12 protein-coding genes are annotated in these 13,242 nt (G+C 68.2%); 8 read left to right on the forward strand and 4 right to left on the reverse strand.

All coding sequences use genetic code 11. The features are described 5' to 3' along the window. Window positions 1-39 precede the first annotated feature (39 nt). Window positions 40-3,846, forward strand: a complete 3,807-nt coding sequence (locus DIE23_RS06825; protein ID WP_124611410.1) for a DUF748 domain-containing protein — start codon at window positions 40-42, stop codon at window positions 3,844-3,846. Window positions 3,847-3,911: 65 nt separating this feature from the next. On the opposite strand, the gene DIE23_RS06830 is transcribed toward DIE23_RS06825, so the two are convergent. Continuing rightward, window positions 3,912-4,133 (reverse strand): hypothetical protein, encoded by a 222-nt coding sequence (locus DIE23_RS06830; protein WP_124611411.1) that lies wholly within the window; start codon window positions 4,131-4,133, stop codon window positions 3,912-3,914. 251 nt (window positions 4,134-4,384) lie between these two features. Between DIE23_RS06830 and DIE23_RS06835 the strand changes: the two genes are divergently transcribed. Then, the gene (locus DIE23_RS06835) at window positions 4,385-6,061 is read left to right on the forward strand and encodes an alkaline phosphatase family protein (protein WP_124611412.1); all 1,677 of its coding nucleotides are present in this window, start codon (window positions 4,385-4,387) and stop codon (window positions 6,059-6,061) included. 96 nt (window positions 6,062-6,157) lie between these two features. On the opposite strand, the gene DIE23_RS06840 is transcribed toward DIE23_RS06835, so the two are convergent. After that, the gene (locus DIE23_RS06840) at window positions 6,158-7,054 is read right to left on the reverse strand and encodes a LysR substrate-binding domain-containing protein (RefSeq protein ID WP_124611413.1); all 897 of its coding nucleotides are present in this window, start codon (window positions 7,052-7,054) and stop codon (window positions 6,158-6,160) included. 160 nt (window positions 7,055-7,214) lie between these two features. On the opposite strand from DIE23_RS06840, the gene DIE23_RS06845 reads away from it, so the two are divergent. The 6 genes from DIE23_RS06845 to DIE23_RS06870 all read left to right on the forward strand — a co-directional run bounded on the left by DIE23_RS06845 (window position 7,215) and on the right by DIE23_RS06870 (window position 11,924). Then, window positions 7,215-8,066: an ABC transporter permease gene (locus DIE23_RS06845; RefSeq protein WP_124611414.1), complete on the forward strand. Its 852-nt coding sequence runs from the start codon at window positions 7,215-7,217 to the stop codon at window positions 8,064-8,066. A 7-nt stretch (window positions 8,067-8,073) separates the two neighbouring features. After that, complete coding sequence (locus DIE23_RS06850) at window positions 8,074-9,117, forward strand: ABC transporter ATP-binding protein (protein WP_124611415.1); 1,044 nt, start codon at window positions 8,074-8,076, stop codon at window positions 9,115-9,117. Window positions 9,118-9,143: 26 nt separating this feature from the next. After that, window positions 9,144-10,232 carry an extracellular solute-binding protein gene (locus DIE23_RS06855; protein ID WP_124611416.1) on the forward strand — a complete coding sequence of 363 codons (1,089 nt, stop codon included), beginning with the start codon at window positions 9,144-9,146 and terminating at the stop codon, window positions 10,230-10,232. Window positions 10,233-10,242: 10 nt separating this feature from the next. After that, a complete protein-coding gene (locus DIE23_RS06860; RefSeq protein ID WP_124611417.1) occupies window positions 10,243-11,073 on the forward strand; it encodes an ABC transporter permease in 831 nt (276 codons plus the stop codon). Window positions 11,074-11,143: 70 nt separating this feature from the next. Further along, the gene (locus DIE23_RS06865; protein WP_124611551.1) at window positions 11,144-11,599 is read left to right on the forward strand and encodes a TIGR00725 family protein; all 456 of its coding nucleotides are present in this window, start codon (window positions 11,144-11,146) and stop codon (window positions 11,597-11,599) included. Window positions 11,600-11,729: 130 nt separating this feature from the next. Further along, window positions 11,730-11,924, forward strand: coding sequence for a YqaE/Pmp3 family membrane protein (locus DIE23_RS06870; RefSeq protein ID WP_014900862.1), 195 nt, complete (start codon window positions 11,730-11,732; stop codon window positions 11,922-11,924). 123 nt (window positions 11,925-12,047) lie between these two features. Here the strand turns inward: DIE23_RS06870 and DIE23_RS06875 are convergent, their stop codons facing one another. Continuing rightward, window positions 12,048-12,236 carry a hypothetical protein gene (locus tag DIE23_RS06875; RefSeq protein ID WP_124611418.1) on the reverse strand — a complete coding sequence of 63 codons (189 nt, stop codon included), beginning with the start codon at window positions 12,234-12,236 and terminating at the stop codon, window positions 12,048-12,050. Beyond that, window positions 12,208-13,215: a cytochrome d ubiquinol oxidase subunit II gene (gene cydB / locus DIE23_RS06880; RefSeq protein WP_124611419.1), complete on the reverse strand. Its 1,008-nt coding sequence runs from the start codon at window positions 13,213-13,215 to the stop codon at window positions 12,208-12,210. The genes DIE23_RS06875 and cydB overlap by 29 nt, the downstream gene beginning before the upstream one ends. Between the last annotated feature and the right edge of the window lie 27 nt (window positions 13,216-13,242).

A 13,242-nucleotide genomic window follows, 5' to 3' on the forward strand; every position in this document is an offset into this window, starting at 1 on the left:
TCCGGTGCGGCCCGGCATCCATTCCCGAGGCATTCAAGCATGGCAAGCGCAGACAAAGAAACCGTATCCTCGACCCTCCATGCCCTCGGCGGCGTTGCACGCTCGCGCCGGACCCGGCGTATCGGCCTCGGCGTGCTGATCTTCCTCGTTTTATTCGGACTGCTCGGGTTCTTCGCGGCGCCGCCGCTGATCCGCCACATCGCCGAACAGCAACTGAGCCAGCAGCTCGGCCGGCCGTCCACGGTCCGGCGCATCGCGCTGAACCCGTACACGCTGAACCTCGAGGCCGACGGCGTGCACGTCGGCGAGCGCGGCGGCCAGGGCGACTTCATCGACATCGGCAAGCTCGTCGTGCGGCCGTCGTGGTCGTCGCTGTTCCGCGGCGCGCCGATCGTCAACGAAGTGCGCGTCGACTCGCCGCGCTTCCACATCGTCCGCTACGACGCGCAGCGCTTCAACTTCACCGACCTGATCGAGAAGTTCTCGACGCCGTCCAAGCCTGAAAGCAAGCCGACACCTTTCTCGGTGTCGAACATCCAGGTCAACGACGGCCGGATCGACTTCGACGACCGCCTGCTGAACGAAAAGCACGTGGTCGACAACTGGACGCTCGGCATCCCGTTCATCGCGACGCTGCCGTCGAAGACCGACATCTTCGTGCAGCCGAAGCTGCGCGCGCGGTTCGACGGTAGCCCGATCGCGATCGACGGCAGGACGAAGCCGTTCGCGCAGTCGCGCGAGTCGGAAGTCGCGCTGACATTCGACCGGCTCGACGTGCCGAAGCTGATTTCGTACGCGCCGGCGAAGCTGCCGGTGATCGTCACGAGCGGCCTCCTGAGCAGCGACCTCAAGCTGAACTTCGTGATGAGCGGCGACACACCCGCGCTGCGCGTGTCGGGCACTGTCGACCTGAACGACGCGAAGGTGACCGGCCTGGCATCCGAGCCGCTGTTTGCCGCGCATGGCGTGCACGTCGCGGCCGCCGGCCTCGAGCCGCTGCGCAACGTGCTGCATTTCGACGAGATCCGGCTCGACCAGCCGGTCGTCGACCTGGCGCGCGACAAGCAGGGCGTGCTGAACGTCGAGAAGCTCGCCGCCCAGCCGGCCGCCGCGCCGAAGGCTGGCGCGGGCCAGCAGGCTGCCTCGGGCGCCGCCGCCTCGAGCGCCGCCACCGCTGCCGCCGCGAGCGGCGCGAAGGCCGAAGCCGCCGCCGCGAAGGAAGCGCCGCCGCTCGACCTGACGATCCGTCATTTCGCGATCGACGGCGGCACGATCAACGTCGACGACCGCGTGCCGGCGACGCCGACCGCGATGTCGCTGACGAAGCTCGCCGCGACGCTCGACGGCTTCACGCTGCAGGGCAAGACGCCGGCGAAGTACACGCTGTCGACGTCGCTGTCGCGCGGCGGCGACGTGAAGGCAGAAGGCGCGTTCAGCCTGGCGGCGAAGCAGGCCGACACGAAGCTGACGGTCGACGCGCTCGCGCTGCCGGCGCTGCAGCCGTATCTTGGCGAAGCGACCCGCGCGCGCGTGCTCGACGGCACGCTCGGCGCGACCGTCAACGCGAAGGCCGACTGGGGCAAGGCGCCGCTCGACGCACAGGTCGCCGACAGCACGGTGAGCCTGAAGTCGCTGAAGCTCGCGACGCCGGACGCGAAGGCAGCCGCGATCGTGCTGCCCGACGCGAGCGCGAAGATTTCGAAGGTCGACGTCGCCACGCGCACCGCGGAAATCGCGAGCGTCGACGCGACCGGGCTCGCGCTCGACGTGAAGCGCCTGAAGGACGGCAAGATCGACCTTGCGGCGCTGGCCGAACCCGCGCAGGCGGCGGTGCCCAAGCGCACGGTCGCGCGCAAGGCCGAGGCGGCCGCGCCGTCGTGGCATTACCGGATCGACGCGCTGAACGTGAAGGAATCGTCCGCGAACTTCACGGACCTGTCGACACCGCGCCCGGTGAAGCTCGCGATCAAGCCGCTCGACCTGTCGGTGCAGAAGATCAGCGACGACATGACGAAGCCGCTGCCGGTGCAGCTGAAGGCGACGCTGAACCGCAAGGGCTCGCTGAACGTGTCGGGCGACGTGACCGCGCAGCCGCTGAAGGTCGGCCTGAAGATCGACGGCAACCGCCTCGACGCGGCCGCGTTCGAGCCGTACTTCGGCAGCGCGCTGAACGCGACCATCGCGAGCGCGCTGCTCAACGCGCAGGGCAACCTGACGTTCGCGCAGGTGAAGGACACGCCGCGCGCGACCTATCGCGGCGATGCCGCGCTGGTCGACGTGCGGATGCTCGACAAGGCGACGTCCGACCCGTTCGCCGGCTGGCGCTCGCTCGCGCTGTCGAACCTGAAGGTGAACTACGACGAGAAGGGCACCGACGTCGACGCCGCGCGGGTGACGTTCTCGAACTTCTACGGTCGCGTGCTGCTCGATGCGCAGGGGCGGCTGAACCTGAAGGACGTCGTCGCGAAGGAGACGGGCCCTGCGCAGTCGCTGACGCGCGATGCGAGCAAGACCGAACCGGTGCCGCTGTCGCCGGGCGCGACGCCGCCGGCCTCCGCACAGGCCGCATCGGCCGCGGCGGCGCAGCAGGCGTCCGCGCCGGCCGCCGCATCGGCGACGGCCGTCGTGAAGGCCGCGCCGCCGCCGCAGAATCCGGTGCGCATGCATTTCGGCCAGCTCGTGCTGCAGAACGGCCGCGTGACCTACACCGACAACTTCATCAAGCCGAACTACACGGCGAACCTGGTCGCGATCAACGGGACGGTCGGTGCGTTCGGCACGGACTCGACGACGTCCGCGCCGGTCGACGTCGCCGCGAACCTCGCGGGCAACGGTCCGATCTCGATCAAGGGCTCGGTGAACCCGCTGATCGACAAGCCGGCGCTGGACCTCACGGCGACCGCGCACGACATCGAACTGACCAACCTGACGCCGTATTCGGCGAAGTACGCCGGCTACCCGATCACGAAGGGCAAGCTCAACGTCGACCTGCACTACCAGCTCGCGAACGACCAGCTGCAGGCGAACAACCACATCTTCATCGACCAGCTCACCTTCGGCGATCACGTCGAAAACGACACGGCGACGAAGCTGCCGGTGAAGCTCGCGATCTCGCTCCTGAAGAACACGCGCGGCCAGATCGACGTGAACCTGCCGGTGTCGGGCTCGCTGTCGAATCCGGAGTTCAGCATTGGCGGGCTGATCTGGCGCGCGGTGCTGAACCTGGTCGCGAAGGCGGTCACGTCGCCGTTCACACTGCTCGCGAACGCGTTCGGCGGCCGCGGCGGCGAGGAACTCGGCTACGTCGAGTTCGCGCCGGGTTCGTACCAGCTCGACGACGCGCAGCAGAAGAAGCTCGACACCGTCGTGAAGATGCTGACCGAGAAGCCGTCGATCCGGCTGGACCTGATCGGCCGCGTCGATCCGGCGAAGGACACGCCGGGGCTGCGCGACGCGTACGTCGAACGGCTGGTCCGCCAGCAGAAGCTGAAGGACGTGGTCGGCCAGGGCGAGAGCATCGATCCGATGTCGGTGAAGGTCGAACCAGCCGAGTACACCAAGTACCTGACGCGTGCGTACAAGGACGCCGACTTCAAGAAGCCGCGCAACCTGATCGGCCTGCAGAAGACGCTGCCCGACGCCGACATGAAGCAGGCGCTCGCCGATCACGCGCCGGCCGACGACAACGCGCTGCGCGCGCTCGCGCAGCAGCGCGCGCAGGTCGTGCGCCAGTACCTCGACGGCAAGATCGATTCGAGCCGCATGTTCGTCGTGGCGCCGAAGCTCGATGCGAAAGGCATCGAGGACAAGGGCGCGACGACGCGCGTCGACTTCGGCCTGCAGTAAGCCTTACTTCATCATCCGCCGCCGCCGCGTCCGATCGGCAATCGGGCGCGGCGGCGCGCTTCCCGTCAGCGCACCTCGATCGCCGGTTCGCGCTTGTCCAGTTCCTTCCTCGCGGCCAGCGGCAGGCGGGCATCGTCCCACTGCGTGAGCCATTCGACTTCCTTCGCCGTGAATACCTGGCCGTAGTTGCGCAACGCATACTGCAGCGCGTCGACGACGTGGTGGCGAATGATTTCGGGGGTGCGTGCATCGTCCAGCACGAACCGGAGAGCTTCCAGGGTCGACATACTCGTGCTCCGGGTCAGGGAAAACCCTTTATCACACGCCAATAGTCGCACGCCAACCCCGAAAAAAAACCGGCCGCATGCGGTCGCGGCCGGGAACGCAGCCTATTGCGACCGCGTGATGTCGTTTGCGATTCGTTACGTTTGACAGAAAACAGAAAGCCCCGCTTCATCGGACCGCCGCACGATCCGGCGATATTTTGCGCGCTTGTTGGCAAGTCACGCGGTTCAACGTCTATCGATGAGGTGGGGTGATGATTTCCAGGTTCGCTAAGCAACGAAAAATGGCGGTGATGGTGGCGGGCGCGCTGGCGCTCGCAAGCGCGGGCGCCTACGCGGCGCAGCAGGACGGCAACGGCCAGGGCAACGACGCCGGCCACGGCCGCCGCGTCGTGAAGCACGTGCTGCTGATCAGCGTCGACGGCCTGCACGAGCAGGATCTCGCGCGCTGCGTCGGCGCGAACACGTGTCCGAACATCGCGGTGCTCGCGCAAAGCGGCGTCACGTACACGAACGCATATACGCCGGGCCTGTCGGACTCGTTCCCGGGCCTCGCGGCGCTCGTGACGGGCGGCTCGCCGAAGACGGCCGGCCTGTTCTACGACGTGTCGTACGACCGCAACCTGTACGCGCCGGGCGACACGAGCTGCTCGGGCAAGCAGGGCTGGAACGTCGTGTTCGACGAGACGACCGGCATCGACGCCCAGAACGGCGGCGCGCTCGTCCACCTGAACGGCGGCGGCGCGTTCAACCCGCAGGCGATCCCGAACGCGAAGGTCAACGGCAAGTGCGTGCCGGTCTATCCGCACAACTACGTGAAGACCAATACGGTGTTCGAGGCCGTGAAGGCCGGCATCCCGAACGCGACCACCGCGTGGGCCGACAAGCACGCATGGGGCTACGACTGGCTGAACGGCCCGTCGGGCACCGGCGTCGACGATCTCGCGCGCACCGAGATCAACTCGATCGACCCGGCGACGCAAACGGACTACACGGACGTCTATTCGCATACCGCGCAATTCGACAACCTGCACGTGCAGGCGCTGATCAACCAGATCAACGGCCGCGATTCGACGGGCACGAAGAGCGCACCGGTGCCGACGCTGTTCGGCGGCAACTTCCAGACGCTCAGCGTCGCGCAGAAGGCGTCGGTCGCGAAGGGCGGCGGCTATCTCGATGCGAACTTCACGCCGAACGGCCAGGTCGCGAACGCGATCACGTACGTCGACAACTCGATCGGCCATATCGTCGCGGCGCTGAAGCAGGCCAACCTGTATTCGTCGACGGCCGTGATCGTCACGGCGAAGCACGGCCAGTCGCCGACCAATCACACGAAGCTCGTGAAGAACGGCGACACGCTGACGAAGCTGCTCGAAGCGAACAACTATCTCGACCCGAACGGCAACTTCGGCCAGAACAGCACGACGACGGGCAACCTGAACGACGGTTCGGGCCTGGTCGGCACGGGCTTCGTGCAGACCGACGACGTCGGCCTGATCTGGCTGCGCGACCGCAGCCAGCGCACGGCCGTGGTGCAGACGCTGAAGGCGAACCTGGGCTGCAATGCACCGGGGATCTGCGCGGACGGCCCGCAGGCCTACGTCCTGTACGGCGCGGCGCTGGCCGAGCGCTTCGGCGATCCGGCCAACGGCCGTACGCCGGACATCGTCGTCCAGCCGAATCCGGGCGTGATCTACACGTCGAGCACGAAGAAGGACGAGGAGCACGGCGGCAACGCGCCGGACGACAGCCACCTCGGCCTGCTCGTGTCGTACCCGGGCGCCCATCGCGCGCGTACCGTGAGCGATCTCGTCGGCACGAAGCAGGTCGCGCCGACGATCCTCGGGCTGCTCGGCGCCGATCCGAAGCTGCTGCACGCGGTCGTGGCCGAGAACACGCACGTGCTGCCGGGGCTGGGTCTCGGCAACTGACGCAGTGCGCCGGCCGCCGCCGTTGTCGGGTGGCGGCCGGCACATGACGCGCGGCGCCGCGCGTCGTTCTGCATCACCGCGCGTGCGTGGCCCGGCTCACGCACGCGCGGATTCGTCCAGCATCCATTCCCTGAAGCGCCTCAGCGCGTCGCTCGTTGCCAGGCGCTCCGGCGCGTAGCACAGGTAGTGCCCCTGCTCGTCCACGTCGACCGGCGCGTTGAACGGTTCGATCAGCGAGCCGGACGCGAGATTGTCGAGAATCAGGAAGCGTGGCACCAGGGCGAGACCGAGCCCGGCCTGCGCCGCCTGGATCAGCACCGAATACTGTTCGAAGCGCGGTCCGGCCAGCGCGTTCATCTGCGTCGCGCGATGCCGCTCCGCCCACGCGGACCACGCGATCCCGGCCTGCTCGTGCACGAGGCGCGGCGCCGCCACGGTGTCGGCAGGTTCGCGCAGCGCATGCCGTTCGGCGAATTCGCGCGTGCAGACCGGCACGAAAGTCCGGCCGTCCAGGTAATCGCTTCGCACGCCCTCCCAGGTACCGTCGCCATAGCGGATCGCCGCATCGAGCCCGAACGGGAACGCGTCGCCGGGGGCGAGATGACGGCGAAAGCTCAGCGTGACGCTCGGCGCGGCGGCGAGAAAGCGCGCAAGCCGCGGCACGAGCCACTTGGTCGTAAACGTCGGCACGCTCGCGATCGTCAGCAGGTCGCTGTTCTCGCGTGCGCTCAGCAGCTCGATCGACGCGTTGCCGATTTCGCGCAGCGGCCCGACGACGCGGGCGTGGTACACCTGGCCCGCACGGGTGAGCGCGAGCCCGCGCCCCTCGCGCACGAACAGCTTCACACCGAACAGCGTTTCGAGATTCGCGATCTGCCGGCTGACCGCGCTGGGCGTCAGGCCCAGTTCGCGGGCCGCATAGGAAAAATTCAGGTACTTCGCGGAACTGGCGAACGCGTGCAGCTCCGCCACGTTCGGATACAGGTGCTTCATCCCGCTATTCCTTCCCGGCACAGATCGATGCCGGCTTTGTACGTTTTTTTCATGACGATGCCATGTCGAAACCGCACACTGCGCCGGTCTCGACACCACGTGCGTGCCCCGTCCGGCGGGCGTCGCGCGCTGTCCTTCCTCATTGCCAGCGAGAGTGTTCATGCATCCGTCCATCACCCCGGCCCTGGCCGACGGTGTTCCGATTCGTCGTAACAAACCGGCGGGCCCGCGCATCGGCCGGTTGTTGCTGCAGGCGCTCGTCGCGGTGTTCGGGCTCTACCTGCTGCTGCCGATCGCGCTGCTGCTGATCGGCTCCGTCGGCGAGTCGTGGACCAACACGCTGCTGCCCTCGGGCTTCACGTGGCACTGGTTTGCCGATCTGGCCGCGAACCGGAGCTTCACCCGTGCGTTCGGCGTGAGCTTCATGGTCGCGCTGGCGTGCTGTGCGCTCAATGCCGTGATCGGCCTGCCGCTCGCTTACGCGCTACATCACCGCGCGCAGGCCGGCGGCGGGCTCGCCACGCGCGTCGTGATGCTGATGCCGGTCGCCGTGCCGGCGCTGACGCTCGGCTTCGGCTACATCGCGATCTTCAGCGGCGACACGCTGCCGTGGCTCGGCACGTTGCCGCTGATGATCGCGGCGCATGCGGTGCTGACGCTGCCGTATCTGCTGCAGACCCTGCTCGGCGACCTGCGCCATCTCGGCCTGGCGCGTCTCGAGGCCTGTGCGGCGACGCTCGGCGCGACACCGCTGCGCCAGTTCCTCACCATCGTGCTGCCGAACTTGCGGCACAGCCTGTTTTCCGGCCTTGTCATGGTGGCCGCGCTGTCGATCGGCGAATTCCAGATCTCGAACCTGATCGCCGGCTTTCGCTACCGAAATTATCCGATCGTGCTGCTGCAGGCGTTCTACGGCGCGTCGGGGATGGCATGCGCGGCCACCGTCGTGCTGCTCGTGCTCGCCGTGCTCGCGACGCTCGTGTCGGTCGGCACCGTACAACGCCTGAAGTGAGTCCGTCATGAGTCTCGAATTCGAACACGTCAGCTTCCAGTATCCCGGCGCGCGTCATGGTGTCGACGACGTCACGCTGTCTGCCGCGCAAGGCGAACTGCTCGCGGTGATGGGGCGCAGCGGTTCCGGCAAATCCACGCTGCTGCGGCTCGCGGCCGGGCTGCTCGACGGCTGGCGCGGCCGCATCGCGATCGGCGGCGACGACGTCGCCGGCGTGCCCGTGTGGCGGCGCGAAGTGGGGATGGTGTTCCAGCACTATGCGCTGTTCCCGAACCTGTCGGTCGTCGACAACGTCGCGTACGGGCTGCGCATGCGCGGCGTCGCGGCCGATGTGCGGCGCCGGCGCGCGCTCGAGATGCTCGAGCGCGTCGGCCTGGCGACGCATGCGGCGCGCGGCGTCGCGATGCTGTCGGGCGGACAGCAGCAGCGCGTCGCGCTGGCGCGCGCGCTCGTGATCGAGCCGAAGCTGCTGTTGCTCGACGAGCCGCTGGCGGCGCTCGATGCCGGCATCCGTCATCAACTGCGGGACGAGATTCGCGCGCTGCAGCGCGCGTGCGGCGCGACGACGCTGTTCGTCACGCACGACCAGGACGAGGCGCTGAGCATGGCCGACCGCGTCGCGATCGTCGACGGCGGCCGCGTGCTCCAGGCCGGCACGCCGCGCGACCTGTACGAGCGTCCGGCAAGCGCGCAGGTCGCACGCTTCGTCGGGCACTCGACACTGCTGCGCGGGCGCGTGCTCGCGCACGGCACGGTCGACGTGCGCTTCGCGACGCTGCATGCGCAGACGGGCGAGCACCGGCCTGGTACGCCGGTCGAGGTGCTGGTGCGGCCCGAACACGTGCAGGCCGATCCGCCGGATCACAGCCCGAACCGGATCGACGGCCGTCTCGGCGACGTGCGTTATTTCGGCGCGACGCAGCGCTACGACTTCATTCCCGCCGGTTCGACCGACGCGCTGTTGTGCGAAGGGCGCGAGCCCGCCGCGCGCAGCATCGCGATCGAGCCGCGACATCTGATCGTGCTGCCGGCGTCGCCGGACGCGCAATGACTTTTTTCGTACAACGGAGATTTCCGATGATTGCAGGCTCCTCTCTAGTGAAGGCCGTGCGTGCACGCGTGCTGGCGCTGTGCGCGCTCGCGGCGCTCTCCTGCGCGGCGGCGCATGCCGCGCCGCTGTATCCGGGTGAAGACGCGCTGTATGCGAAGGCCGCCGACGAAGGTCTCGTCGTGTCGTTCGATACCGGCCCCGAATGGGCGAACTGGAAGGCGCTGTTCGCCGAATTCCGCAAGCGCTACCCGAAGGTCGAGATCACGTACAACGACATCGGCTCGGCGGCGACCGTCGTCGCGCTCGACAAGTCGCGCCGTCGTCCGCAGGCCGATACCGCGTACTACTTCGCCGCGTCGGCGCTGGATGCCGAGAGCAAGGACGTCGTCGCGCCGTTCAAGCCAGTCAACTTCGACAAGTTGCCGAGTGTGTTCCGCGCGACCGACGGTCGCTGGTTCGCCGTGCATTCGCTGAACATCGCGTTCCTCGTCAACAAGAAGCTCGTCAAGAACGTGCCGCAGCGCTGGTCCGATCTGCTGAAGCCCGAGTATCGCAACGCGGTGGTCTATCTCGATCCGCGTTCGACCGGGCAGGGTCAGGTCGCGGTGTTCGCGGCGGCGTATGCGAACGGCGGCAGTGTCGAGAATCCGAAGCCGGGCGCCGAATTCTTCGGCAAGCTGAAGCGCGCGGGCAACGTGCTGCGCGTCGAGGGCACGACACCGTATGCGAAGTTCGTGAAGGGCGAGATCCCGATCCTGATCGGCTACGAGAACGACGGCCTCAAGGCGAAGTACGCGGACGGCATGGGCGATGCGGCCGACGTCGTGATTCCGCAGGACGGCAGCGTGTCGGCGCCGTATGCGATGAGCCTCGTGAAGAACGGCCCGAACCCGTCCGCCGCGCAGCTCTGGCTCAACCTCGTGATGAGCGACGTCGGCCAGGCGCTGTTCGCACAAGGCTATGTGCGCCCGGCAGTGCCCGGCACGCCGGTTGCGCCGGAGGTCGCGGCGAAGCTGCCGAACGCGCCGCAGGTGCGCCCGCTCGACGTCGCGAAGGCGGCGGCGCGCAAGGCCGAGATCGACCAGCTCTGGTCGCAGGCGACGCTCGGCCAGTAAGGAGCGCGCGATGCAAACCTCCCTGGCCGAACGCGGCGCGCTGCGCCGCTTCGGCGCGGTTCCGGCGGCGATCTTGCTGGCGGTGTGCTTCGTGCTGCCGCTCGCCGCGCTCGTCGGCTCGGCGTTCACGGACGGCAGCCGCGCGTTCGTCGCGGTGCTGCGCGATCCGCTCGTGGCCGACGCCATCGTGCGCTCGCTCGCGCTGGCGATCGGTGCCGGCACGCTGTCGGTGGGCGTCGGCGTGCCGGTCGCCTTTGCGCTGGCGGCGCAGTCGCCGGCCCGTCGCCACTGGTCGCTCGCGCTGCTCGGCGTGCCGCTCGCGTTTTCCGGGCTCGTGATCGCGTACGGCTTCATCCTCGCGTTCGGCCGCGCGGGTTTCGTCACCACGCTGCTGGCGGCGTTGGGCGCCGATCCGAACGTGATCGGCGGCGCGATCTACACGATGCCGGGGCTCGCGGTCGCGTATGCGTATTACCTGATCCCGCGCGTCGCGCTGATGATCTACCCGGCGTTCGCGAATCTCGACCGGCGTCCGCTCGAGGCGGCGCTGACGCTCGGCGCGCGGCCGTGGCGCGCGTGGCTCGACGTCGCGTGGCGCGAGCTGTGGCCGTCGGTCGCGTCCGCATGGTGTCTCGTGACCGCGATCGCGCTCGGCACGTACGGCACGGCGCTCGCGCTGGCCGGCACGCAGATCAACATCCTGCCGCTGCTGATGTACCTGAAGCTGTCGGACGGGCAAACCGATTTCTCGCAGGCGGCCGTGCTGTCGATCGTGCTGACGGCGATCTGTACCTGCGTTCTTGCATTGGGGGAAGGCCTTGTTCGGCAACGACGTCATTGAGTGGTCGGAAGCGGCGCGCACCGCGCTCACGCATCTCGCGCAGCGGCAGCGCGGCACGCGGCGGCATTGCATGCCGGCCGGCGTGATCGGTCCGCGCGATGCGACCGACGAGCAAATGCGGATCGCCGGGCGGATCGCGCATGCGCTGGCGGCGGCGGGCATCGCAATCGTCGGCGGCGGCAAGCAGGGCGTGATGGAGGCGGCCGCGCGCGGCGCGCAGGCGGCCGGCGGGTGCGCGATCGGGCTGCTGCCCGAGGAGGATGCGCGGGAGGCGAACCCGTATCTGACGGTCGCGCTGCCGACCGGGCTCGGCATTACACGCAACGCGCTGATCGCGCGCGCGTCGCTGTGCCTGGTCGCGGTGGGCGGCGGGCTCGGCACGCTGTCCGAGATCGCGCTCGGGCTGCAGTGGGGCAAGCCGGTGTTCACGATTTGCGACGCGCCGCAGGTGGCGGGGGTCGAGTGCTTCGACGCAACGGATCGGCTGGTCGCGCGTGTCGCGCAGTGGCTGGCCGATGCGGCGTAGGTGGCGTCCCGCGCGCGCCGATCGCCGGCTGCGTCGGCACGCGAGTGGCGGGTCCGGGCTTGAAATGGGGCGCACGACCCGCCATATTGGCTGCGCATGAACGTTCAACGACGCCTCCAGAGGATTCACGATGCGCCTTTTGCTTGCCCTGCTGTTGCCGTGGTTCCAGTTCTTCACGATCGGCCGCCCGATCGCCGGGATCATCTGCCTGATCCTGCAACTCACGATCATCGGCTGGCTGCCGGCCGCGATCTGGTCGGTGTATGCGCTGAGCCAGTACAAGACCGATCGCAAGATCGAGGCGGCGCTGCGCGAGCGGCGGTAGGCGGGGGAGGGGCGCGGCGCCGCGTCACGAGCGGAACCGGCGAAATCGGACGAGTCGGCAAGCGCGGCCGACGATATGAAGACGGCCGCTGCGATCATCGTTCGATCGAAGCGGCCGCTCGCCTTACTTCACCGCAAACAGCGTCAGGTTCATGAAGATCTTGAACGCATAGCCGAGCGTGACGGCGCCGAGCACGCCGCCCGCCCACAGGACGACGAACCACATCCAGCCGCGCATCCGCGGCCGCGGCGCGCCGGGTCGGCGAGCGGCGGAATCAGGGGTTTCAGTGGTGGTAGTAATGCTGGTCTTCATGGCGCACCTTGCCTCGGAATACCCAGTAACCCATCGTCGTGTAGGCGATGATGATCGGCAGGATAACCGCTGCGCCGACCAGCGTGAAGGTCTGGCTCGACCGCGGCGCCGCCGCTTCCCAGATCGTCATCGTCTGAGGAATCGCATACGGGAACATCGTGACGAGCAGGCCGACGTAGCCGAGCAGCACGAGTGCCAGCGCGAGCACGAACGGCGTCATGTCGTGCCGGTCGCGCACCGCGCGACGCATCCACACCGCGCACCCGGCGACCAGGAACGGCACCGGCAGCAGGCGCCAGAACAACCCCGAATCGAACCAGCGCTGTGCGATAGCCGGATCCTGCAGCGGCGTCCACAGGCTGACGACCGCGATGAAGCTGAGCAGCACGACGGTCAGCGGCCACACGACGCGATGGAGGCGCCGCTGCAGGTCGCCTTCCGTCTTCGCGACGAGCCAGCAGCAGCCGAGCAGCGCGTACGTGACGATCAGGCCGAGGCCCGTCAGCAGGCTGAACGGCGTGAGCCAGTCGAATGCGTCGCCGGCGAACACGCCGTCCTTCACGTTGATGCCCTGCAGGAACGCGCCGAGCGCGATCCCCTGGAACAGCGTCGCGCCGGCCGAGCCGCCGATGAACGCGAGATCCCACAGCTGCTTTGTGCGCCGCGCCTTCGCGCGAATCTCGAACGACACGCCGCGGAAGATCAAGCACACGAGCATGAAGATCAGCGGCAGGTACAGCGCCGACAGCACCGTGGAATAGACGATCGGGAACACCGCGAACAGCCCGGCGCCGCCGAGCACGAGCCACGTCTCGTTGCCGTCCCACACGGGCGCGACGGTGTTCATCATCAGGTCGCGTTCCTTCTCGTCCGGGAAGAACGGGAAGACGATGCCGATGCCGAGGTCGAAGCCGTCGAGCACGACGTACATGAAGAGCCCCAACGCGATGATCGCGGCCCAGATTACGGTGACGTCCATAGGTTTTCTCGTTTGCGAAATGGGTGG

Origin of the sequence: Burkholderia sp. Bp9143 (genome assembly GCF_003853645.1) — a bacterium.
Classification (GTDB): domain Bacteria; phylum Pseudomonadota; class Gammaproteobacteria; order Burkholderiales; family Burkholderiaceae; genus Burkholderia.

What these genes read in the sequence shown, in the direction of transcription:
- DIE23_RS06825 (WP_124611410.1), top strand. Translation starts at nt 40, where the DNA reads ATGGCAAGCGCAGACAAAGAAACCGTATCCTCGACCCTCCATGCCCTC.
- DIE23_RS06830 (WP_124611411.1), bottom strand. Translation starts at nt 4,133, where the DNA reads ATGTCGACCCTGGAAGCTCTCCGGTTCGTGCTGGACGATGCACGCACC.
- DIE23_RS06835 (WP_124611412.1), top strand. Translation starts at nt 4,385, where the DNA reads ATGATTTCCAGGTTCGCTAAGCAACGAAAAATGGCGGTGATGGTGGCG.
- DIE23_RS06840 (WP_124611413.1), bottom strand. Translation starts at nt 7,054, where the DNA reads ATGAAGCACCTGTATCCGAACGTGGCGGAGCTGCACGCGTTCGCCAGT.
- DIE23_RS06845 (WP_124611414.1), top strand. Translation starts at nt 7,215, where the DNA reads ATGCATCCGTCCATCACCCCGGCCCTGGCCGACGGTGTTCCGATTCGT.
- DIE23_RS06850 (WP_124611415.1), top strand. Translation starts at nt 8,074, where the DNA reads ATGAGTCTCGAATTCGAACACGTCAGCTTCCAGTATCCCGGCGCGCGT.
- DIE23_RS06855 (WP_124611416.1), top strand. Translation starts at nt 9,144, where the DNA reads ATGATTGCAGGCTCCTCTCTAGTGAAGGCCGTGCGTGCACGCGTGCTG.
- DIE23_RS06860 (WP_124611417.1), top strand. Translation starts at nt 10,243, where the DNA reads ATGCAAACCTCCCTGGCCGAACGCGGCGCGCTGCGCCGCTTCGGCGCG.
- DIE23_RS06865 (WP_124611551.1), top strand. Translation starts at nt 11,144, where the DNA reads ATGCCGGCCGGCGTGATCGGTCCGCGCGATGCGACCGACGAGCAAATG.
- DIE23_RS06870 (WP_014900862.1), top strand. Translation starts at nt 11,730, where the DNA reads ATGCGCCTTTTGCTTGCCCTGCTGTTGCCGTGGTTCCAGTTCTTCACG.
- DIE23_RS06875 (WP_124611418.1), bottom strand. Translation starts at nt 12,236, where the DNA reads ATGAAGACCAGCATTACTACCACCACTGAAACCCCTGATTCCGCCGCT.
- cydB (WP_124611419.1), bottom strand. Translation starts at nt 13,215, where the DNA reads ATGGACGTCACCGTAATCTGGGCCGCGATCATCGCGTTGGGGCTCTTC.